Origin of the sequence: Chryseobacterium gambrini (genome assembly GCF_027920505.1) — a bacterium.
GTDB lineage: Bacteria > Bacteroidota > Bacteroidia > Flavobacteriales > Weeksellaceae > Chryseobacterium > Chryseobacterium gambrini.
The window spans coordinates 738,592-759,213 of record NZ_CP115857.1; the positions used below are offsets into that span (position 1 = coordinate 738,592).

The window sequence follows — 20,622 nt, forward strand, 5'->3', positions numbered from 1 at the left end:
ATTGCGAACAGACTGAAGGTCTGCGAACGTAGTTCTGAAGCGACGAAGCAATCTTTCACAACAATTTATTATTACATCAACACATCTGTCATTTCGACGAAGGAGAAATCTACCCTCAAAAAGAACATCTCTATATTTTTCAGGAGCTATTTCCCGCTTTCCATTGCAATCTTTTTTTTCAAAAAAGGATTTTCATTACAATCGGGGCTAAAATTTCCTCTCATTAATCAATACTAATACGTTTTCACAGCACTTATCTCTCCAAAAAATAAAGAATGAAGCAGAAATTTAATTAATGCTTTCATGAAAAAAATTTATGTCATTAGTATTTAGAAAAAACACAAAAACCCTCCCACTCTCAAACTCTCAAACCCTACAACTCTCCAACTCAAAATCACTCCTCTCCCTTCAGCTTCTGAAGATAATCCGTCGGAGCAACCCCGATCACCTTCTTAAAAATATTACTGAAAGAAGACAAACTGTTGTATCCCACCATCATCGCGATCTCATACATATTGTACTTCCCTTCCAGCATCAGTTCCAGAGAACGGGTAATTCTCAGCGCACGTAAAAAACGGACGTAATTCATGCCCAGAATTTCCTTAAACTTTCTGGAAAGCGTTCTTGTACTCATCCCGAATTCTTTTGCCGTAGATTCTATACTTAAAGGCTTTTCCAGATTCGCATGAATATACTGTGCCACCTTCAGAAGCATTTCGTCATTCGGAAAAGGATGCTGAACCGGAAATGCAAGTTTTTTATCCCTTTTTTCAGGTAAAATCCCTTTTAACGCTTTAAGAAAATCATATTTTACTCCGTCATTCTTTGTGATTTTCCCATCCCAGTATTTAGTGTACAAAATCATCTCCCGAAGAAGATGACTTACCGAATAAATATTAATTTCATCAAAAAAGCCATTTTCGTTGTCTTCTTTTTTAAAGTAAAAATTGTACAGATCCACTTTCGGACTCGTAGAGAAAATATAATGCGGTGTTTCGGCAGGAATCCACATAAAACATCTTGCCGGTAAATACCAGTGTTTCAGATCAGTGAAAATATGCACAATTCCGCCTTCTGCATAAACCAACTGAGCCGAACTGTGATAATGGATTTCGGTTTTCACCTTTCCGGTAAGCACATGATAAACGTAAAATTCCGAATCTGCTTCTTCTACTGCTTTAAAATGACTTTCGTTCATTCAATAAAGGTAAAGAGAAAATTTCAATATGGCGTAAATGAGCAAATTTTTTTCTGTTTTCACAAATCATGTCCGAAGCTGCACCGCGTAAATTTGCAGAGTCAAAAACAATTCAGCAAAAAATCTTAACTATATTTATGAAAATGATATCATACGCAAACAGATATCAGTGGTTTGCGTTGTGCCTATTACTTATGAGTAATTTATTACAGGCACAGATAACCGATTATCAACATCTTAGTCTGCAAAAAGCAATAGAGATCGGATTAATTCAAAACAAAAAAATAAAAATCAGCCATTTAAAAGATGAAATGTCCGAAACCAGAGAAAAAGATCTGAAAATGGAAAAGCTTCCCGATGTAGAATTTCACACAAGCTACAATCAGGTCACCAATCTTTTTCAGCATGAAGACGGCGTGTTTGCAAAAGCAACAAAGTACAACATCATCAATGGAATGTACGATTTTACGCTTTCGGCTTCCATTCCGGTTTATATGGGCGGAAAAATTAAAAATACCGAAAAAAAAGCCGTCATTGATACCGAAATTTCATCTCTTAAAACCCATCTGAATGAGAGACAGCTAAAGATGGAAATTATCACCGCCTTTCTCCAGATTCATCATTTAAAAGAACAACAGCGTTTAATTAATGATAAAATGAAAGAAGATTCCGTAAACATCAAACAGGTAAAAGCATTGAAAGCAAACGGTGTGGTTACGGTAAACGAAGTTCTGAGAACCTCTTTACAGCTCTCTAACCATAAAATGAGCCGGACAGAACTGGATAATTATATTCAGATTGCAGAACACAAGCTAAAAACGATGCTTTCCCTTCCTGAAAATCAGGAAATGCATGTGGAAACAGAAGACTTAATTTCTGAGAATGCAGAAATCCCTTACATCAATGAATTAACGGAAACCGCTTTACATAAAAACGAATCGGTAGAAATTGCCAATAAAAATCTCACTCTGAAAGAACTGGATCAGAAAATTACCAAAGCGAATTATTTACCGAAAATTACCGCAGGTGGAGAGTACTTTTTAAAATATCCCAACATGATGTTTTTTCCGCCCGAACCTTATGCGTACCGTTTGGGAATGATCGGTATCAATCTTACCTATCCCATCGAAAATCTGTATAAAAATAAATACAAAATGCAGGAAACAAAAGAAAATATAACTCTTGCCCAATTGCAGATCGAAGAAAACGAAGAAAATATCCGGCACGAAGTGTATGAAGCTTTCAAAAAATTCGAAGAAACGGAACAGAAGGTAATTATTGCAGAAGAAGCGATCAATCAGGCAAAAGAAAATTACAGGATCGTGAAGACCAAATATGCGAATAAGCTAAGTTTAATTACCGAACTCATTGATGCCGACAATGCCTATCTGGAAGCGCAATCCAACCTTATTTCCGTAAAAATCAACCGACAACTAAAATATTACCAACTCCAGTACACGATTGGAAATTTATAAAACTATGGCGAAGAAACAATTAACACAAAAGGAAAAAAGAATCAATAAAATCATCAGCGTTTTGGCGTGGATTCTTATCATCAGCGGAATAACAGGAATGTTAAGCTTCTATCTTTTTTCGAGAAAAAATGTAACGACCAACGATGCGCAGATCGAACAGTACATTACACCGGTTTCCAGCAAAGTTTCGGGGTTTATAAAGACAATAAAATTCAATGAAAACCAGTTTGTGCATAAAGGCGATACTTTAGTTATCATCGACAACCGCGAATTTATCAATCAGGTAAAAATAGCGGAAGCCGGTCTCCATGCCAATTCAGATAATATCAACACCATCGAAAGCGGAGTGAATACGAAAGAAAGTGACACTAAAATTATTGATGCAAAAATTGCTTCTGCCAAAATCGACATCTGGAAAACCGAACAGGATTTTAAACGATATAAAAATTTAGTGGATGAAGATGCAGCAACCGATCAGCAGTTTGAAAATGCAAAAGCCTTGTATGAACAGGCAAAAGCGAGTCTATCAGCTTTAGAACAGCAAAAGAACGCAGTAAAAGCAGGCGTTAGTGAGCAAAAAACGAAAATCGCTCCGGTAAAAAGCCAGGTACAGCAAAGTTCTGCCAATCTTAACAATGCGAAGCTTTTTCTTTCCTACACTTTTGTTACCGCACCTTACGACGGTTGGGTAGGAAAGAAAACCATTCAGGAAGGTCAGTTGATCAAAGAAGGTCAGGCTTTGGTTCAGATCGTAAGCAAAGAAAAATGGATTGTTGCCAATTATAAAGAAACGCAGTTAGGGCAAATCGATCAGGAAAAAGAAGTCATTATCACCGCAGATGCGTATCCTGATGTGGAATTTAAAGGAAAAATCGTTTCGGTTTCTCCTGCTTCAGGCTCCCAGTTTTCCTTGGTAAAGCCGGACAATGCAACAGGAAATTTTGTAAAAATAGAGCAGCGATTTCCTGTAAAAATCATTCTCGATAAAAATCAAAACAATGAAAAATTGCTTTCCGGAATGAATGTTCTGGTGAGTGCTAAGAAGATTTAGAGTTTGAGTGTTTGAGAGTTTGAGAGTGAAAGGGTTTGAGCTTTTTTAGTGTTTTCATTTTTCTCGGATTTGAATTTTCAAATTTCTTTTCTCGGATTTTTAATTAACCAATCAATTATTTTTAGCGAAAAGGCAGAATACAATTTTGCCATCTTACCTTTTTTTTACAATTTTCTGTCTTTTCGCAATTTTTTATTTTTTTTATTCAATTAATCATGCATCACAATTCAGTTTATCATACATGGGTTCCGCAGTGGCTGAAACTTCCGCTTCTTATTCTCGCGCTTTTTCCGCATCTGATGCTGCTGTCGCTTCTGCATTCCAACAGTGCTTTTACGGCTTCTTTCATGGATGCAGATTCCGATGACATTCAGTATTTAATGATCCTGATGTACGGAACATTTGTGGTCACGCTTTTGGTAATACAGCGTTTTATGGCATATTTCAGCGTAAAATACTACACTTTGCTGATGTCTTCCGCTTCGGTACTTATTCTTTACGGACTTTCCGTTACGCATGATTATCATATTATTCTTATCATCCGTTTTCTGGAAGGAATTTTCGGAGTTCTGGAAGGCGCTATATTTCTCCCGCTTATTGTGGCTGAATTAAAGACAAAACACGCCAAAGAAATTGCCTATCTTTTTATGTACACCATTATTCTTACAGGCGGAACATTAACCTCTTCCCTGCTGAAATCAAGCATAGAAAACTATGATTTCCGACACATGATTCTCATGATGGTCTATTTTCACGTTTTTGTATTGGTGATGGCTTTTGCTATTTTCAATAAAAACAGATTTTTCCCGAAAAAACCTTTGTATCAGCTTGATATTACAAGCTGGTTTTTGCTTTGGGGATGTCTTCAGGCAGGAGGTTACGCGCTGATCTACGGAAAAAGACTGATGTGGTTTGAATCCGATAGTATTGTATTCTGTTTTTTACTGTTCCTGATTTTTGGAGGATTATTTATGCTGAAACAGAGAAATCAGCCGCGCCCGTTTTTTCATTTTGAAGTTTTCAGCTCAAAAAATGTAATTGTAGGCGTTATTCTTTTCTTTATCTTTTATATTCTCAGAGCTTCCATCAACAATGTATACAGCGTGATGGCTGTTGTCTGGAAATGGCAGTGGGATTATATTGTGGAAGTTCAGTACTGGAACGTTGCAGGAAGTCTTCTGGGCGTTTTTCTGTCCGCATTATGCATCACGAAAGGTGCTTCTTCAAGGCTTGTATTTTTTACCGGATTTTTAATTTTAGCCATAGACAGCGCATGGTTTACCTATACTTTTTATCCGGATACAACGCTTCAGACGATTTGTCCACCCTTGTTTCTTCAGGGAGTCGGACAAGGCTTGCTTTTTACTCCGCTTGTGTTCTTTTTAATCGCAGGAATGCCGGAACAGTACGTTTCCAATGCAACCGCAGTAGGAACCGCCACAAGATTCTGGACCACAGCAATCGGCTATGCGTTGATGCAGAATCTGATGCTTTTTTTAACCCTAAAACATTCCGATTCTTTAAGCTCGGAATTTGTAAGCACAAACCCGATTTTCGCGTCGCAATGGAACCAGATTTTTGGAAATACCATTTCGAAACTTCCGGTTAATGACTCTTTGTCTGTCACTGCCAGAATCTTTAAGTCAAAAATAAATTCACAGGCAATTCTTCTTTCCAATATGGAGATTTTTACAGGATTGTTCTGGCTGGCTTTAATTACCGCAGTGATTATTTTACTGTATCATCCGGTGAAAATTGTGGTAAGGAATATTATTTAAATAAAAAAACCGGGAGAAATTCCCGGTTATGATTATGATTTTGGAGACCAGACGTTGAAAAACTCTTTTACTTTTTCAAGGCTGTATCCTTTTCCTTCCTCTAAAACGTCGCTCTGCTGAACGTGGATCATTTTACCATTCTGATCCAGAACGATGAAAACCGGATATCCGAATTTTGTTCCCGGATCGCCATATTTCGCAAATATCTTTTCGTTTTTGTTTTCCGGAGAATAATTCAGGTGGTAATATACATAATTGTCGTCCACTAGTTTTTTAAGTTCCGGAGTAGTCTGTACATACTGATTGAATCTTAAACACCAGATGCACCAGTTTCCTCCTGCCTGAATCATGATGTTTTTCTTCTCCTTTTTCGCTTTTGCAATAAGATTCTGTATATCTTTTTCTGCATCCGCTTTCGGATCGTAAGGTTTTGGAAGCTTTGCCTTCTCTTCTGCCGCTTTTTTCTTGGCATCCAGTTCGGCATGATCTGTCTTTACCAATAACGCCTTTTCTTCTTTGCTTTTGTCTTCCTGTCTTATGGTATTGGTATTCTGGGAGAAAGCGATAGAGCTTAACCCCATAAATGCTATTAATGATAATTTTTTCATACGTTAAAAATAAAAAAATAATACTATTTGTAAGCAAAAATAGAACCATAATTTTATTATACGTAAATTTGCATGTTTTATGAATTTCCTTATCAAAATATTATATCTGATCTCCAAACTTCCCCTGAAAGTTTTGTATGTATTTTCAGACATTATTTTCTTTCTGAATCATTATATCGTCGGCTACAGAAAAAATGTAATTACCCAAAACCTGAAGAATTCTTTTCCCAAAAAAACGGATGAAGAAATTGCAGAGATCCGGAAGAAATTCTATCTCAACTTTTCCGATTATCTTGTAGAAACGGTAAAATCTTTCAGTATTTCCGAAACAGAATCGCGGGTAAGAATGCAGCACATCAATCAGGAAGTTTTTCATGAGGCAAAAGCCGAAGGAAAAAATGTGATTATGCTTGCGGGACATGTTTTTAACTGGGAATGGATCAATGCACTGGCAAAAGTAATTCCGCAGGATCATTGTCATCCTGTTTACCGAAAAGTGAACAGTGATTTCTGGGAAAACCAGATGAAAAAAGTCCGTAATAAATTCGGGAATGAAGCACTGGAAGCGAATGAAGTAATCATGCACATTTTCAGATCCAAAAGCAAAGGCAGTTCTGCTTATATGTTTGTGGCAGACCAGACACCCCACTTTTCCCACGTTAATTACGGTTTAGAATTTTTAAACCAGAGAACTCCGGTTTTCATTGGTTATGATAAATTGGCAACAAGAATGGATCTGGCGTTCATTTACTGTGAAATGAAGAAGGTAAAACGCGGTTATTATCAGGTTAATTATCACAGAATTTATCCGGACGGAGAAAAATTTGTGGAAAATGAAGTGGTGAAAAAATTCCATAAACTATTGGAAAATACGTTGAATAAAAGACCCGATAACTATCTTTGGTCGCACAGAAAATGGAAATATCAGGATTCTATAAAAACTTTTGATTCAGAAAAAATTTAATTTCTAATGTCGAAAAAATTAGCAGTCGTTATTTTAAACTGGAACGGAAAAAGCTGGCTGGAAAAATTTCTTCCCAATGTTGTTCAGTTTTCTCAAAATGCTGATATTTATGTCGTTGACAATCTTTCCACCGATGATTCTGTCGATTTTCTTCAAAAGAATTTTCCTTCGGTACAGATTATTAAAAACAATAAAAATTACGGCTTTGCAGGAGGCTACAATGAAGGTTTAAAAGAAATTAAAAATGAATTGTACTGTCTTCTGAATTCCGACGTGGAGGTTACCGAAAACTGGATCGATCCTGTTTTGGAACTCTTTGAAAAAGATTCTTCCATTGCCGCGGTTCAGCCAAAAATTCTTTCCTACAACAATAAAAATTATTTTGAATTTGCCGGTGCAGGAGGCGGTTTGATTGATAATTTGGGTTATCCGTATTGCAGAGGAAGAGTTTTTGATGATCTGGAAGAAGATAAAGGGCAGTATGACGATGAAACGGAAATTTTCTGGGCTTCCGGATGCTGTTTATTTATTCGAAGCAAAGATTTTTGGGAGCAGAAAGGTTTTGATGAACGGTTTTTTGCACATCAGGAAGAAATTGATCTTTGCTGGAGACTGATTAATTCGGGAAAGAAAGTTTTTTACACCGGAAAATCAAAAGTATATCATGTTGGCGGAGGAACTTTAAACAAGCAAAGTGCACAGAAAACTTTTTTAAATATCCGAAATAACTTTTCGATGTTATTAAAGAACCTGCCTTTTCCAAAATTAATCTGGCTGATTTTTTTCAGGCTGTGTTTAGACGGCGCTGCATCGTTTTATTTTGCCTATAAAAATGGAATTTCCCATTTTTGGGCAGTTTTAAGAGGGCATTTTGGATTTTATGCGCAGATTCCCGGCACTTTAAAACGCCGTCAGAAACATCAGAAAACAGATTATTACCAAGCCAAATGGCTTGTTTTCAAACATTTTTTAGGGGATAAAAAGAAAATTTGATCCCTTACTCAAAACTATAAACTTTATTTATGGATTTCTGCGCAATAGATTTTGAAACGGCAACTCACGAGCGAAATTCCGCGTGTGAGCTTGGAATCTGTGTTGTGCAGGATTCAAAAATCATTGAGACTAAAACATGGCTCATCAAACCTCCTAGTTTTCCTTATTTCAGCCCGTTTAATGTGGATGTTCACGGTATTCTTCCAGATGATGTAAAAGATGCTCCTACTTTCGATGAAATCTGGTATGAAGTGGAAGAAATGATGTACGGAACGTTAATGATTGCCCATAACGCAGGATTTGACGCAGGTGTACTTCGCGGATGTCTGAATCATTATGGAATGTTTACTCCAAAACTCAACTATCTCTGCAGTATTCAGTTAGCTAAAAAATCATGGAATTATCTTCCGAGATATGGATTAAAACATCTTGCTGAATACCACCAGATCAGTTTTAACCATCACAGAGCGGGTGACGATGCAGAGGTTTGTGCTAAAATATCTTTACTGGCTTTTGAAAAACTGTTTCTCACAAGCAATGAAGAGGTGAATGATCTGATGAAATTAAAAATAAAAAAACTTTAATCTTTTTGCTATTCCTTCGAATTGAAACAGCCAAATTCCAAAATACAGAATTTAATTTCCAGATTTTGGAATTTTAATTGCTTAAAACTTCTGATAAAAGATTGAATTTAGGAATATCAATTTCAAAGCTTTCCTGCGTTTCCATATTTTTTACAAGGTATTTTCCGCTCATATTTCCCACTCCGGAACGAAGCATCACATTGGAGAAATAAGCGAAATTTTCGCCTGTAGGAATCTCAGGAGTCAAGCCGATTACGCCATCCCCGATGATCTCTGTATATCCGAAGCCTACGTCGAAGATCAGCCATTTTCTTTTAAGAATTTTTATCGGAAAACTTCCTTCGTTTTCAATAACGATGTTGTATTTAAAAACGTGTCTGTTTTCGGACGGATAACTGTTTTTGCTATCATATTCAGGTATTACTGAAACTTTGATATTGGAGGTCATTTTAGAAAACATCATCTTAGTATTTATTACAAGAGATACAAAAATCTCGCCTTTTTGAGGCGAGATTTATATTTATACTATAATTTTTATCAATAATTATAATCCAAGACCTTTTCTTTCGTCTCCGTTCATTAAGATACCAACCGGATTGTCGATTGCTTCTTTTACTGCAACTAAGAATCCTACAGACTCTTTTCCGTCGATAATTCTGTGGTCATAAGACATCGCAACGTACATCATCGGACGAATTACCACTTGTCCGTCAACCGCAACCGGTCTCTGGATAATGTTGTGCATCCCTAAGATTGCAGATTGAGGAGGGTTAATGATAGGTGTAGACATCATGGATCCGAAAGTTCCACCGTTTGTAATGGTGAATGTTCCGCCTGTCATTTCATCAACAGTGATTTTTCCGTCTCTTACTTTGGTCGCTAAATCTTTGATGTTGGCTTCAACGCTTGCAAAAGACATATTTTCAGCATTTCTCAATACAGGAACCATTAATCCTTTCGGACCAGAAACTGCAATTGAAATATCGCAGAAATCGTAGTTTACTTTGAAATCTCCGTCGATGGATGCGTTTACATCAGGATACATCTGTAAAGCTCTTGTTACCGCTTTTGTAAAGAAAGACATGAAACCAAGTCCTACTCCGTGTCTCTGAGCAAATTCTTCTTTATATAATTTTCTTAATCTGAAGATTTCAGACATGTCAACTTCATTGAAAGTTGTTAACATTGCCGTTTCATTCTTTACAGAAACTAATCTCTGAGCGATTTTTCTTCTAAGAACTGAAAGTTTAGTCGTAGTTGTAGATCTGGAACCTGTAGCGGTAACAGGGTTTCCTCCCAATGCAGGAACTGCAGCCAGTTCAGCGTCTGATTTAGTAATTCTTCCGTCTCTTCCGCTTCCTGAAACCTGTGAAGCATCCATTCCTTTTTCGTCAAGAATTTTTTTAGCCGCAGGAGAAGGAGCACCTGTTGCATACGTCTGCGTTGCAGCAGCTACCGGTTGAGCAGCTGGTTGTGGAGCGGGAGCTTCCTGTTTAGCAGGTTCAGCCGCTTTAGGAGCCTCTTCCTGTTTTGGAGCTTCAGCAGCAGAAGCAGCGCTTCCTGAAGGTTTTGCAGCATCCATATCGATTAAACAAACCACCTGTCCTACTTGTACAACGTCACCTTCTTCAGCTTTCAGAGTGATTACACCACTTTGTTCAGCAGGCAATTCAAGAGTAGCTTTATCTGAATCTACTTCAGCGATGGGTTGATCTTTTTCTACATAATCACCATCTTTTACAAGCCAAGTTGCGATTTCAACTTCTGTAATTGATTCGCCCGGTGAAGGAACTTTCATTTCTAAAACTGACATATCGTATTTTTTATTTTTTTATTGATTATTATTTTTAATTAAGCGGTTACAGGTCTTTTTACCGGAGCATCGTTTCTGTCGAATACTCTGTTGATTACTGCATTCTGATTTTTCTCAAACATTTTGTGACTTCCCGGAGCCGGAGCACCACTTGGAACCGGAGCAATAACGTTGATTCCTGTTTCTCTGAAGTTTCTTAGGATATAAGACCATGCTCCCATATTTTCCGGTTCTTCCTGAGCCCAAACCAATTCTTTTCTGTTTGAATATTTTTCGAAGATTGCTTCGATAGCATCTGTCTGAAGCGGATATAACTGCTCGAATCTTACCAGTGCAATATTTTCAGCGTTTAATTCTTCTTTTTTAGCTAATAATTCGAAGTATAATTTACCTGAACAAAGTACTAATTTTTCTACTTTTTTAGGATTTGCAGAAGGATCGTCTAAAACCGGCTGGAAACCTCCGTTAGCGAAATCTTCAAGCGGAGAAACCACTTTCGGATGTCTTAACAATGATTTCGGACTCATTACAATTAATGGCTTTCTGAATGCCCATTTCAACTGTCTTCTTAACAGGTGGAAATAGTTAGCAGGGGAAGTAATGTTTGCAACCACCATGTTTTCATTCGCACAAAGGGTTAAAAATCTTTCCAGTCTTGCTGAAGAGTGTTCTGCCCCCTGTCCTTCTGAACCGTGAGGCAATAACATCACCAAACCGTCCTGAATTTTCCATTTTTCTTCTGCTGCTGCAAGATACTGGTCTACTATAATTTGCGCACCGTTCACGAAATCTCCGAACTGCGCTTCCCAAATCGTTAAAGTATTAGGAGAAGCCATGGCATAACCGTAATCAAAACCAAGAACTCCGTACTCGGAAAGGTGAGAGTTGAATACATCGAATCTGCTTTCAGAAACCTGTCTTAACGGGATATACTCTTCTTCAGTATCTTCCGTTTTTACAACTGCGTGTCTGTGAGAGAATGTTCCTCTTTCCACATCTTCACCGGAAATTCTTACATTGTGACCTTCAACAAGAAGCGTTGCATAAGCCAGCCATTCTCCAAGAGCCCAGTCTAAAGAGTTCCCTTCAATTGCTTTTAATCTGTTTTCGAAAAGTCTTGTAATTTTATTTAAGAACTTTTTGTCTGCCGGAAGTGTAGACATTTTAACGGCAAGTTCTTTCAGCTTTTCAAGATCATATTTTGTATCAACAGGTTCCTGAACTGCTCCTCTTTTTCCAATCGGATAATTCGTCCAGTCATCTGCCATGAAAACGTCCATTACGTTCTTTTCAATTTCTTTGGAAGCATCAAAGTCTTTATCTAAAAGTGCTTTGAATTCCGTTTCCATTTTAGCGATCACATCGTTGGATGTTACGTTGTCTTTCAGTAATTTATCTTTATAAATTTCTCTCGGATTCGGGTGCTTGGAAATTGTTTTATACAAATTAGGCTGCGTAAATCTTGGTTCATCTCCTTCGTTATGACCATATTTTCTGTATCCTAACAAATCAATATACACGTCTTTTCCAAATTTCGCTCTGAAATCAGCCGCAAAATGAATCGCATGAACCACCGCTTCTGCATCATCTGCATTCACGTGCATTACAGGAGATTCTGTAACTTTAGCAACGTCTGTACAATAAGTAGAAGATCTCGCATCCATATAGTTTGTTGTAAACGAAACCTGGTTGTTTACCACGATATGAACCGTTCCTCCTGTTTTATAACCGTCTAAAGTCATCATCTGCGCAACTTCATAAGCAATACCTTGCCCTGCAATTGCTCCGTCACCATGAATAATGATCGGTAAAACTTTAGAATAATCTTTGTATTTATCGTCCACTTTTGCACGGCAGATTCCTTCTACAAGGGCTGCAACCGTTTCAAGGTGAGACGGGTTCGGTGTTAGATTAATAGAAACTTCTTCTCCTGAAGCTGTTTTGATTTTTTTGGATGAACCTAAGTGATATTTTACGTCTCCTGAGAATACGTCTTCTTCAAATTCTTTTCCTTCAAATTCTGAGAAAATCTGCTTGTAAGATTTACCGAAAATATTGGTTAAAACATTTAATCTTCCTCTGTGCGCCATTCCTAAAACCACTTCATCTACGCCCAACTGAGAAGATCTTGAGATCAACTGATCCAAAGCAGGAATTAAAGTTTCACCACCTTCCAATGAGAATCTTTTCTGCCCTACAAATTTTGTGTGAAGGTAATTTTCAAATGCTACCGCCTGATTTAATTTTAATAAAATCTCCGTTTTTTCGTTGGCTGAAAGATTCGGGTGGTTTTCATTTACCTGAAGCCACTGCTTGATGAAATCTTTTTCTTCAACATTGTTGATGTGCATGTATTCTACACCGATAGAATCACAGTAAATGTTTTCTAAGTGGGTGATGAGATCCTGTAGAGTTGCAGGACCTTTCATTCCTGTTTCAACCGCACAGTTGAATTTTGTATTTAAATCTGACTTATCCAGACCGAAATTTTCGATGTCCAAAGTCGGCGTATAATGTCTTCTTTCTCTTACAGGGTTTGTTTTGGTAAACAAATGTCCTCTCGTCCTGTACGCCTCAATAAGGTTTACAACCTTGAATTCTTTTTTGATGTGCTCAGGAACTTCACCGTTTGATGCCGCCTGAGTTGCCTGCTGTACTACAACAGGAGCTGAAGCTGCCGGAGCCTGAATATATTGAACGTTATCATCGTCTCCGTAGTTCTCCAAAGCAAAATCGAAGCCCTGAAAGAAGGCTTTCCAAGATGGTTCCAAAGAATCCGGATATTTTAAGTACTGTTGGTATAAATCCTCAATTAACTGAGAATGAGCTGCGTTTAGGAATGAAAATCTGTCCATTATTACAGTTTATCTGTTATTAAAATTTGTTTGTAGAATTAAGCTTCAAATTTAATAAAAAAAACCGATTCTGAACAGCCTTTAAAGTATTAAAAAAACTATAAAAGAAATAAATCTACAGAATTTACTTAAATACTGATAATGAGAGTTTCATATTGACATCCTGATCTTCCGTCGGGCGTTCGAGAAAAGTCTGACGAATATCATTAAAACGCATCTCGTCTTTCTTGGCTTTCTGGATTAATTGTTGTATAGCCTTTACTCTTCCTGCATAGTTTCCTTTGTAATATATCACATAGTTCTGGGTTGGACTAATCGTTCTGAAACTGAAGTTATTATCTGTAACCCCAAACTTTTTAGACAGAGGAATCCCCAGAAAATAGGATACTTCTTTGTCTTTGTAATTATCTGCGTCTGTAATGAGCATCGGGAAACCGAATTCATCATCTTTTTTGCCCAGATCCATCGTGGTGTAATTATAAATTTTGTTATAATTCATCACAATATTCTTGTAAAGCGCATCTTTTTTGTTGGAAGTACTTACGTTTATTCCCAGCAATAATTTTTCTTCTTCATTTTCAACCATCAGACTGTCGTATTTTATTGAAGCCATCTGATTGTCTTTTTCCACTTTATTTCCTAAAACATTTTTAAGATTTGCCATACTTTTATTGATGTTTTCGGCAAAACGGTCTTCGGTCCAGAAATTTTCAACTCTTCTTAAAACAGAAAGTTTCGGGGTATGAACAACCCATGTAATTTTGGTTTTTTCAGCGGACACCGCTTTAAATTTAACGTCGACAACAGTCGGGCTTTCATTTTTTTCTTCAAAAAGCTGATATCTTAAAGATTTATTCGGGTTTTCGTAACGGATAAACATTTCGCCATCCGTATCGTTTTTAGGGTCTACATAGCTGATGGAACTTCCCTGTCCTTCATACGGCGTATAATAATCAATATCAATAGACTGAGAACTTGTAAAGAAATTGTTCCATCTTGTAAAATGCTGCAGGTTATTGAACTGTAAAAAGACTTTTTCCAAAGGATAATCGATCTCTTTTTCTATTTTGAAATCTTTGCTTTCGTCCACAAAATAATACATGGAAGCTGCATAAGCTCCAATTAACAAGACAATTACTACCGCTATGATCTTAAAAAAACGCATTGTACAAAAGTATAGAAAATAACAAGAGTGACCAATATGCTGATCACTCTGTTTTTAATTATTTTTTTAGTTGGAAGATACGAAGTATGGAGGATGGAAGTTTATTATCTGACTGTTTTATTTTTTAAAATTTAATTGAATCAGACCTGCCCAACACTTCTCTGCTTTCTACCCTATGTGAGTTCCCGGTTTTATAACCGCTCCTTTTTTCACCACGATAATTCCGTCCTGTACAGAATGGGTTCCGTAATCTCCGTCCTGAATATGTTTTCCACCAATAATTCTCACATTATCCCCGATGTAGCAGTTTTTATCCAGAATGGCTTTTTCGATGTAGCAGTATTTCCCAATCCCCATATTTGGCTGTCCGTTTCTGTCGTTCTTCACAATTTCTGTGGTATCCTGATAAAAATCGGCTCCCATCACATAAGAATTTACAATCGTACTTCCTTTGTCTATTCTGGTTCTGTTTCCGATGACAGAATTTTCAATTTTATCTGCCAGAATGATGCACCCGTCACCAAAAACAGCTTTGCTTACATAAGAACCGTTTACTTTTGATGGCGGAAGCATTCTTGCGCGTGTAAAGACAGGCGAAGAAGAAAATAAATTGAACTTAGGAAAATCCTGACAAAGATCGAGATTGGCTTCGTAGAAGGATTCAATGGTTCCTATATCCGTCCAGTACCCTTCATACTGATAGCTTAATGTTGTGTATTTTCCAATGGAATTCGGAATGATATCTTTTCCGAAATCATCTCCTGCTCCTTCATCAAACATCTTTTTCAAAATGCTTTTTGTGAAGATATAAATTCCCATGGAAGCCAGATATTCTTTTCCGGCGTGTTTATTTTCTTCCGAAACTTCAGATTTTAATCCTTCTAAAAGATCATACCCCGGTTTTTCCACAAACGAAGTGATATTGCCTTCGTCATCCGAACTTAAAATTCCGAAACCTGTAGCATCTTTTGCATTCACCGGAATGGTGGCAATGGTTACATCGCCGCCTTTTTCAATATGAAAATTCAGCATTTCCCTGAAATCCATCTGATATAGCTGATCTCCGGAAAGAATCAGGATATAATCATAATCATACTTTTCAAGGTGCTTCATCGACTGGCGAACTGCATCTGCGGTTCCCTGATACCAACTGTCGTTTTCAACGTTCTGTTCCGCAGCCAAAATATCTACAAAACCTTTGCTGAAAATATCAAAATGATAAGAATTTTTGATATGGGAGTTTAATGAAGCTGAATTGAACTGCGTTAAAACCAGAATTTTATTTAATCCTGAATTTAAACAGTTGGAAATAGGAATATCCACCAATCTGTATTTTCCCGCGATGGGTACAGCCGGTTTGGATCTTGAATACGTAAGTGGGAACAATCTTGTTCCTCTACCTCCTCCTAAAACAATGGAAATTACATTGCGATTCATAGTTTATCTTGCGTTTTATTTTATTAGGTTTACTGTTCTGTTTTTTAAATCTACATTTACTGTAAATGCAATCCCGTTTTCAGGATATATTTTGTTAATATTTACTTTATAAAAGTCCGGTCTGCCCAACTCTTCAGCATCTTTATCTACATCATCAATCTCAATCTTATGCTTAGCCAGTTCTTTTCTGAATACTTTATTAGTGATTAAAACATCCATGATATCCACCTGTTTCATTGTATAATCCTGAATATCCTTATCATATAAATCTTTCCAGTTTTTGCCGTATCTTTTTTGAAGAGCTAAATCTGTTTTTTCATTTTCAGATCTTACACTGTCCACCAATTCTTGGGTAACTTCACATCCTGCAACTCTTACTGTTTTTATTTTCCATTTTTTGTTAACTGTTTTTTCGATTTCTTCTCTTTGAAAATCCGGAAGTCCATAAGTTAAAAACCAATAGTATCCGTCTTTATGGATCATCGTTTCCTCTTTTTGATGACAGGAAAAAACGATTATTAATAAAAATAGAAAATACAGTTTCTTCAAAATTTTAATTCTTATATAAAGCTATGTATTTTTCGGCTGATTTTTCCCATGCGAAGTCAAAATTCATATTAGCACGGATTAAATTTTCCATTTCATCTTTTTTATTGTAAACCAATAAGGCTCTGTTCATTGCATGGATAATATCGTCTACTCCCGGAAACGTAAAATTAATTCCCGCTCCACCTGTGGAAACATCTTCCACCGTATCTCTTAATCCTCCTGTATACCGCACAATTGGAACCGTTCCGTATCTCATGGAGTACATCTGGTTAAGACCGCATGGTTCTACTCTCGACGGCATGAGCAAAAAGTCCGCCGAAGCGTATATTTTATGGGAAAGATGCTCTTTATATCCAAGATCCAAAGCGAAATTGGAATAAATATAATCGTATTCTTTCAGTTTATTTTCAATGTAAGCGTTTCCTGAGCCCAAAATCATAATATTTAAAGCTCCATAACTCTGTTTAATGCTTTTCCAGACCACATCGGGAAGAAAATCTGCTCCTTTCTCTGTGGCAAATCTTCCGATGAAGGCAAACAACGGAAGTTCCGGCTTCAAGCCGTATTCTTTACAAAGTCTTTCTTTATTCTTTTTCTTCTGGACAATGGCATTTTTAACGTTAAAATTAAAATCCAGCATCGGATCGGTTTCCGGATTCCAGACTTCCGTGTCAATTCCGTTAATGATTCCGTAGGCTTTCCCGAATTCATCACGAACAAGGCTTTCCAGACCTCTGAAACTTACAAAAAGTTCTTCAAGATACCCCTGAGAAACCGTTGTAAAAGCATTGGAACATTTAATCATGCTTGCCAAAGGATTTATGACTCCGTTCCAGTCCAGCAATCCCCATTTATACTGATCGAAAGTAAGCATATAATTCGCCATTTCCCAGCTCATCATTCCCTGATATTCACCATTGTGGATTGTTCCTATGGTTTTTACCCCTTTTAAAAAGGAAAATTCAGGACAATGCTCAATCATAAAAGGAACGAGCCCTGTGTGATAATCATGACAGTGTAAAATATCTGGTCGAATCCCCATCGCACTCAGCCAATGAAGCGTGCCGTGCTGAAAAGCTAAAAACTGAAAACTTTCATCCGAATATCCGTAAGGATTATCTCTATCCAAAAGTCCCGGAATTCTTACCATAAAAAGCTCAAAGCCCAAAGCGTTGGTTTTTTCCTTTAAAACCTGCACCTGAAGCATATTTGATCCCTGATGAATGAAGCCATCAAAAACTATGTCAAACTCATGATCATGCGCGAAAGATTTGTTGTACCAAGGCATAACCACCTTCGCATCAATATCTTTAATTTTATTCTGATATTTTGGTAAAGCTCCCACCACATCTGCCAAACCGCCTACTTTTGCCACCGGATAACACTCCGTACTTAGATGATAAATGATCATTTTTCTCTCTCGTTTATTATTTATATCTTAATTAAAATCGTCGATATTAGGGGATTTATAAATCTCAAATACAAAAAAGTGTCTGTTTTCTGTAAACTCTTCTTTGATTATAATGTTTACATCATCTGACCGAAAAGCCATAAAGCTGTATTTATCTATACTATTCGCATCAAATTGGGAAGAAGGATCAAATTCAAAACGCTTTCTTTTGAATTCCGTGAAACTCTCCTCTTCTGTATTGTCTTCCATTATTTCCCATTCCGTCTCTTCAACCTGCTGTTTGCTGATAAACTTAAACTCAAAATCCTTTACTGTTCTAAGATAATCTATGATTTCCAGAGTTTCATTTTTATCTTCAATGAAATCGATCTCACAAATCTTGTTTCTTAGAAACTCTATTTTATATCTTTCAATTTTAAAAGTAAAAAAATATAAATCTCCATTGAATTTTCCATCGCTTACAGGAGCATTAATTCCGGCTTTCGAAAACGACTCCAGAGTTTCACTGTCGAAATCCGTCCTTATAATGACATCCTTAAGACTTTCATAGTCTTTTCCTAAAATTTCCAATAACTGAATCATTACTTTTTATGTTGTTTGATTCTGTTATGCTTATTATACTTTTTATCTTTTCTTTTTAAAATAATTCCTGAAAGCGGCGGCAGACTTACGCTGATCGATTTCTGGTGATTCATGTATTCCTCATACTGTTCACTGAAAATTTCAGGTTTATAACCACTTCCCGAATACCGTTCATCATCAGAATTGAAAATAATCTCCCAATGACTCGCTGCATTCACCCCAATTTTATAATCCAGAACTTCAGGCTTCAAATTGAGAATCACCATAAAAACATCATCTTTTTTCTTTCCTTTCCTCAAATAGACATACACGGAATTTTCCAGATCATCTGCTTCCACCCATTCAAAGCCTTCCCTGCTGAACTGATTTTCATAGAAAGCCGTCTCGTATCTGTAAAGATGGTTAAGATCTTTCACCAACGTCTGCAAACCTTTATGAACAGGATATTCCAGCAAATGCCAATCCAGACTCTGCTTAAAATTCCATTCACTGGTCTGCCCGAATTCATCGCCCATAAAAAGCAGTTTTGCTCCCGGATGCGTAAACATATACACATACAGTGCGCGAAGATTGGCAAATTTCTGCCATTCATCGCCTTTCATTTTATAGATGAGACTCGCTTTTCCGTGTACCACTTCGTCATGTGACAAAGGCATCATATAATTTTCATTATACATATACATGGAAGCGAAGGTAAGCTTATGATGATGAAACTTTCTGTTTTCGTGTTCTTCTTTAAAATAATCCAGCGTATCGTGCATCCATCCCATCATCCATTTCATTCCGAATCCTACTCCGCCGTCATGAACAGGCTTTGTAAGCATAGGAAAATCTGAACTTTCTTCTGCAATGGTAATGATATTGTCTCCGAACTCTTTATAGACAGCCGTATTAAAATCCTGCAAAAACGCTTTCGCTTCGAGATTTACATTTCCTCCGTAAATATTCGGTTCCCACTCTCCTTCATTTCGGGAATAATCGAGATGAAGCATCGAGGTTACTGCATCTACACGCAATCCGTCTGCATGATAGCGTTCCAGCCAGAACATCGCATTGGAAATCAGAAAAGATTTCACTTCACTTCTTCCGTAGTTGAAAATGTATGATTTCCAGTCAGGATGAAAGCCTTTTCTGGGATCTTCATGCTCGTAAAGATAAGAACCGTCGAATCTGTGCACACCGTTTGCATCACCCGGAAAATGTGAAGGAACCCAGTCTAAAATCACACCGATTCCGTTTTGGTGAAGCTCATCAATCAAAAACATTAAATCCTGTGGTGAACCGAAACGTGAAGTCGCTGCGTAAAAACCTGTAATCTGATATCCCCAACTCGGATCGTAAGGATATTCCATCATAAGCATAAATTCTACGTGGGTAAAGCCCATTTCTTTAATGTAAGGAACGAGTTTTTTTCCGATATCGCGGTAATTCAGAAACTTTTTCGGATCATTTCCTTCTCTTACCCAGGATCCCAGATGCAGTTCATAAACCGACAACGGAGCATTTAACGTATTTTTTTTCCAGCGGTTTTCCAGCCAGTCTTTGTCTTTCCATTCGTACCATGTGGTGGAAACCAATGAGGCAGCCTGAATATTCTGTTCCCAGCTCAAAGCATAAGGATCACTTTTTTCTAAAATTTCTCCGCGCGGCGTTTCAATAGCATATTTATACAAAGTTCCCCATGTTAAACCTGCAATGAAGCCTTCCCAGATTCCGGATTCGTCCCATCTCGGAAACAGAATGTGGTCTTTATGGTTCCAGTTGTTGAAATTTCCGATTACCGAAACTTTCTTCGCGTTGGGAGCCCAGACTGAAAAATACACTCCTTTCACCCCATCTTTTTCAGCGGAGTGTGCGCCGAATTTATCGTACAGCTTGTAATGCTTACCTTCTTTAAAAAGGTAAACATCCTGATCCGTAAAAAGAGTATATGTTTTAACCGAATTCATCACGGTTTTGATTTAATTTTTATATTTTTCTTGAAACTACAAAAAATATCTGCAATAATCATTAATAAATTTTGAATAAATTATTATGTTAAACTCTTTGCAGTACTTGTTTCTATCAAATATAACGCTTTTTTATTCAGTGTTTATCGTTTTAAAATGATTTGTCATAAAAAGATTTTTTATAAATTTAGGCTTTAATTTTACGAAAAA

General features: G+C 37.0%; 17 protein-coding genes. 6 read left to right on the top strand and 11 right to left on the bottom strand.

Annotated features, from left to right (window positions below; all coding sequences use genetic code 11):
* Positions 1–394: 394 nt before the first annotated feature.
* A complete protein-coding gene (locus PFY09_RS03300) occupies positions 395–1,198 on the bottom strand; it encodes a helix-turn-helix domain-containing protein (RefSeq protein WP_271161392.1) in 804 nt (267 codons plus the stop codon).
* 194 nt (positions 1,199–1,392) lie between these two features.
* Here PFY09_RS03300 and PFY09_RS03305 point away from each other — a divergent pair, with 194 nt between their 5' ends.
* The 3 genes from PFY09_RS03305 (at position 1,393) to PFY09_RS03315 (ending at position 5,502) form a co-directional block, all read left to right on the top strand.
* On the top strand, positions 1,393–2,673 hold the full coding sequence (locus PFY09_RS03305; RefSeq protein WP_271161393.1) for a TolC family protein: 1,281 nt from the start codon (positions 1,393–1,395) through the stop codon (positions 2,671–2,673).
* 4 nt (positions 2,674–2,677) lie between these two features.
* Positions 2,678–3,724, top strand: coding sequence for an HlyD family secretion protein (locus PFY09_RS03310; protein ID WP_271161394.1), 1,047 nt, complete (start codon positions 2,678–2,680; stop codon positions 3,722–3,724).
* A gap of 215 nt (positions 3,725–3,939) precedes the next feature.
* Positions 3,940–5,502, top strand: a complete 1,563-nt coding sequence (locus tag PFY09_RS03315; protein WP_271161395.1) for an MFS transporter — start codon at positions 3,940–3,942, stop codon at positions 5,500–5,502.
* A 32-nt stretch (positions 5,503–5,534) separates the two neighbouring features.
* Here the strand turns inward: PFY09_RS03315 and PFY09_RS03320 are convergent, their stop codons facing one another.
* Positions 5,535–6,110: a thioredoxin family protein gene (locus PFY09_RS03320; RefSeq protein WP_076390043.1), complete on the bottom strand. Its 576-nt coding sequence runs from the start codon at positions 6,108–6,110 to the stop codon at positions 5,535–5,537.
* A gap of 79 nt (positions 6,111–6,189) precedes the next feature.
* Here PFY09_RS03320 and PFY09_RS03325 point away from each other — a divergent pair, with 79 nt between their 5' ends.
* Genes PFY09_RS03325 through PFY09_RS03335 form a run of 3 tightly spaced genes read left to right on the top strand, consistent with a single transcriptional unit; the run spans position 6,190 to position 8,651 of the window.
* The gene (locus PFY09_RS03325) at positions 6,190–7,074 is read left to right on the top strand and encodes a lysophospholipid acyltransferase family protein (protein ID WP_256039921.1); all 885 of its coding nucleotides are present in this window, start codon (positions 6,190–6,192) and stop codon (positions 7,072–7,074) included.
* Positions 7,075–7,080: 6 nt separating this feature from the next.
* Complete coding sequence (locus PFY09_RS03330; RefSeq protein ID WP_271161396.1) at positions 7,081–8,067, top strand: glycosyltransferase family 2 protein; 987 nt, start codon at positions 7,081–7,083, stop codon at positions 8,065–8,067.
* A gap of 29 nt (positions 8,068–8,096) precedes the next feature.
* Complete coding sequence (locus PFY09_RS03335; RefSeq protein WP_076390040.1) at positions 8,097–8,651, top strand: 3'-5' exonuclease; 555 nt, start codon at positions 8,097–8,099, stop codon at positions 8,649–8,651.
* Positions 8,652–8,724: 73 nt separating this feature from the next.
* Here PFY09_RS03335 and apaG read toward each other — a convergent pair whose 3' ends face one another.
* The 9 genes from apaG to glgB all read right to left on the bottom strand — a co-directional run bounded on the left by apaG (position 8,725) and on the right by glgB (position 20,412).
* A complete protein-coding gene (gene apaG, locus PFY09_RS03340; protein ID WP_076390039.1) occupies positions 8,725–9,114 on the bottom strand; it encodes a Co2+/Mg2+ efflux protein ApaG in 390 nt (129 codons plus the stop codon).
* Positions 9,115–9,195: 81 nt separating this feature from the next.
* Positions 9,196–10,464: a 2-oxoglutarate dehydrogenase complex dihydrolipoyllysine-residue succinyltransferase gene (odhB, locus tag PFY09_RS03345; protein WP_271161397.1), complete on the bottom strand. Its 1,269-nt coding sequence runs from the start codon at positions 10,462–10,464 to the stop codon at positions 9,196–9,198.
* A 38-nt stretch (positions 10,465–10,502) separates the two neighbouring features.
* Positions 10,503–13,319, bottom strand: coding sequence for a 2-oxoglutarate dehydrogenase E1 component (locus PFY09_RS03350; protein WP_271161398.1), 2,817 nt, complete (start codon positions 13,317–13,319; stop codon positions 10,503–10,505).
* Positions 13,320–13,443: 124 nt separating this feature from the next.
* Positions 13,444–14,484, bottom strand: coding sequence for an SRPBCC domain-containing protein (locus PFY09_RS03355; RefSeq protein WP_271161399.1), 1,041 nt, complete (start codon positions 14,482–14,484; stop codon positions 13,444–13,446).
* A 168-nt stretch (positions 14,485–14,652) separates the two neighbouring features.
* Positions 14,653–15,921 carry a glucose-1-phosphate adenylyltransferase gene (locus PFY09_RS03360; RefSeq protein WP_108410496.1) on the bottom strand — a complete coding sequence of 423 codons (1,269 nt, stop codon included), beginning with the start codon at positions 15,919–15,921 and terminating at the stop codon, positions 14,653–14,655.
* 15 nt (positions 15,922–15,936) lie between these two features.
* A complete protein-coding gene (locus PFY09_RS03365) occupies positions 15,937–16,404 on the bottom strand; it encodes an FEKKY domain-containing protein (RefSeq protein WP_271161400.1) in 468 nt (155 codons plus the stop codon).
* A gap of 70 nt (positions 16,405–16,474) precedes the next feature.
* Positions 16,475–17,881: a glycogen synthase gene (locus PFY09_RS03370; protein WP_271161401.1), complete on the bottom strand. Its 1,407-nt coding sequence runs from the start codon at positions 17,879–17,881 to the stop codon at positions 16,475–16,477.
* A 27-nt stretch (positions 17,882–17,908) separates the two neighbouring features.
* Positions 17,909–18,463: a hypothetical protein gene (locus tag PFY09_RS03375; protein ID WP_271161402.1), complete on the bottom strand. Its 555-nt coding sequence runs from the start codon at positions 18,461–18,463 to the stop codon at positions 17,909–17,911.
* Positions 18,463–20,412, bottom strand: a complete 1,950-nt coding sequence (gene glgB, locus PFY09_RS03380; protein ID WP_271161403.1) for a 1,4-alpha-glucan branching protein GlgB — start codon at positions 20,410–20,412, stop codon at positions 18,463–18,465. Before glgB ends, PFY09_RS03375 begins: the two co-directional genes overlap by 1 nt.
* Between the last annotated feature and the right edge of the window lie 210 nt (positions 20,413–20,622).

Bases quoted from the DNA above. Each gene is read 5' to 3' on its own strand.
- odhB (WP_271161397.1), bottom strand. From the start codon at position 10,464: ATGTCAGTTTTAGAAATGAAAGTTCCTTCACCGGGCGAATCAATTACA.
- glgB (WP_271161403.1), bottom strand. From the start codon at position 20,412: ATGAATTCGGTTAAAACATATACTCTTTTTACGGATCAGGATGTTTAC.
- PFY09_RS03305 (WP_271161393.1), top strand. From the start codon at position 1,393: ATGAGTAATTTATTACAGGCACAGATAACCGATTATCAACATCTTAGT.
- PFY09_RS03335 (WP_076390040.1), top strand. From the start codon at position 8,097: ATGGATTTCTGCGCAATAGATTTTGAAACGGCAACTCACGAGCGAAAT.
- PFY09_RS03365 (WP_271161400.1), bottom strand. From the start codon at position 16,404: ATGATCCATAAAGACGGATACTATTGGTTTTTAACTTATGGACTTCCG.
- PFY09_RS03355 (WP_271161399.1), bottom strand. From the start codon at position 14,484: ATGCGTTTTTTTAAGATCATAGCGGTAGTAATTGTCTTGTTAATTGGA.
- PFY09_RS03360 (WP_108410496.1), bottom strand. From the start codon at position 15,921: ATGAATCGCAATGTAATTTCCATTGTTTTAGGAGGAGGTAGAGGAACA.
- PFY09_RS03330 (WP_271161396.1), top strand. From the start codon at position 7,081: ATGTCGAAAAAATTAGCAGTCGTTATTTTAAACTGGAACGGAAAAAGC.
- PFY09_RS03325 (WP_256039921.1), top strand. From the start codon at position 6,190: ATGAATTTCCTTATCAAAATATTATATCTGATCTCCAAACTTCCCCTG.
- PFY09_RS03320 (WP_076390043.1), bottom strand. From the start codon at position 6,110: ATGAAAAAATTATCATTAATAGCATTTATGGGGTTAAGCTCTATCGCT.
- PFY09_RS03315 (WP_271161395.1), top strand. From the start codon at position 3,940: ATGCATCACAATTCAGTTTATCATACATGGGTTCCGCAGTGGCTGAAA.
- PFY09_RS03300 (WP_271161392.1), bottom strand. From the start codon at position 1,198: ATGAACGAAAGTCATTTTAAAGCAGTAGAAGAAGCAGATTCGGAATTT.
- PFY09_RS03370 (WP_271161401.1), bottom strand. From the start codon at position 17,881: ATGATCATTTATCATCTAAGTACGGAGTGTTATCCGGTGGCAAAAGTA.
- PFY09_RS03310 (WP_271161394.1), top strand. From the start codon at position 2,678: ATGGCGAAGAAACAATTAACACAAAAGGAAAAAAGAATCAATAAAATC.
- PFY09_RS03375 (WP_271161402.1), bottom strand. From the start codon at position 18,463: ATGATTCAGTTATTGGAAATTTTAGGAAAAGACTATGAAAGTCTTAAG.
- PFY09_RS03350 (WP_271161398.1), bottom strand. From the start codon at position 13,319: ATGGACAGATTTTCATTCCTAAACGCAGCTCATTCTCAGTTAATTGAG.
- apaG (WP_076390039.1), bottom strand. From the start codon at position 9,114: ATGATGTTTTCTAAAATGACCTCCAATATCAAAGTTTCAGTAATACCT.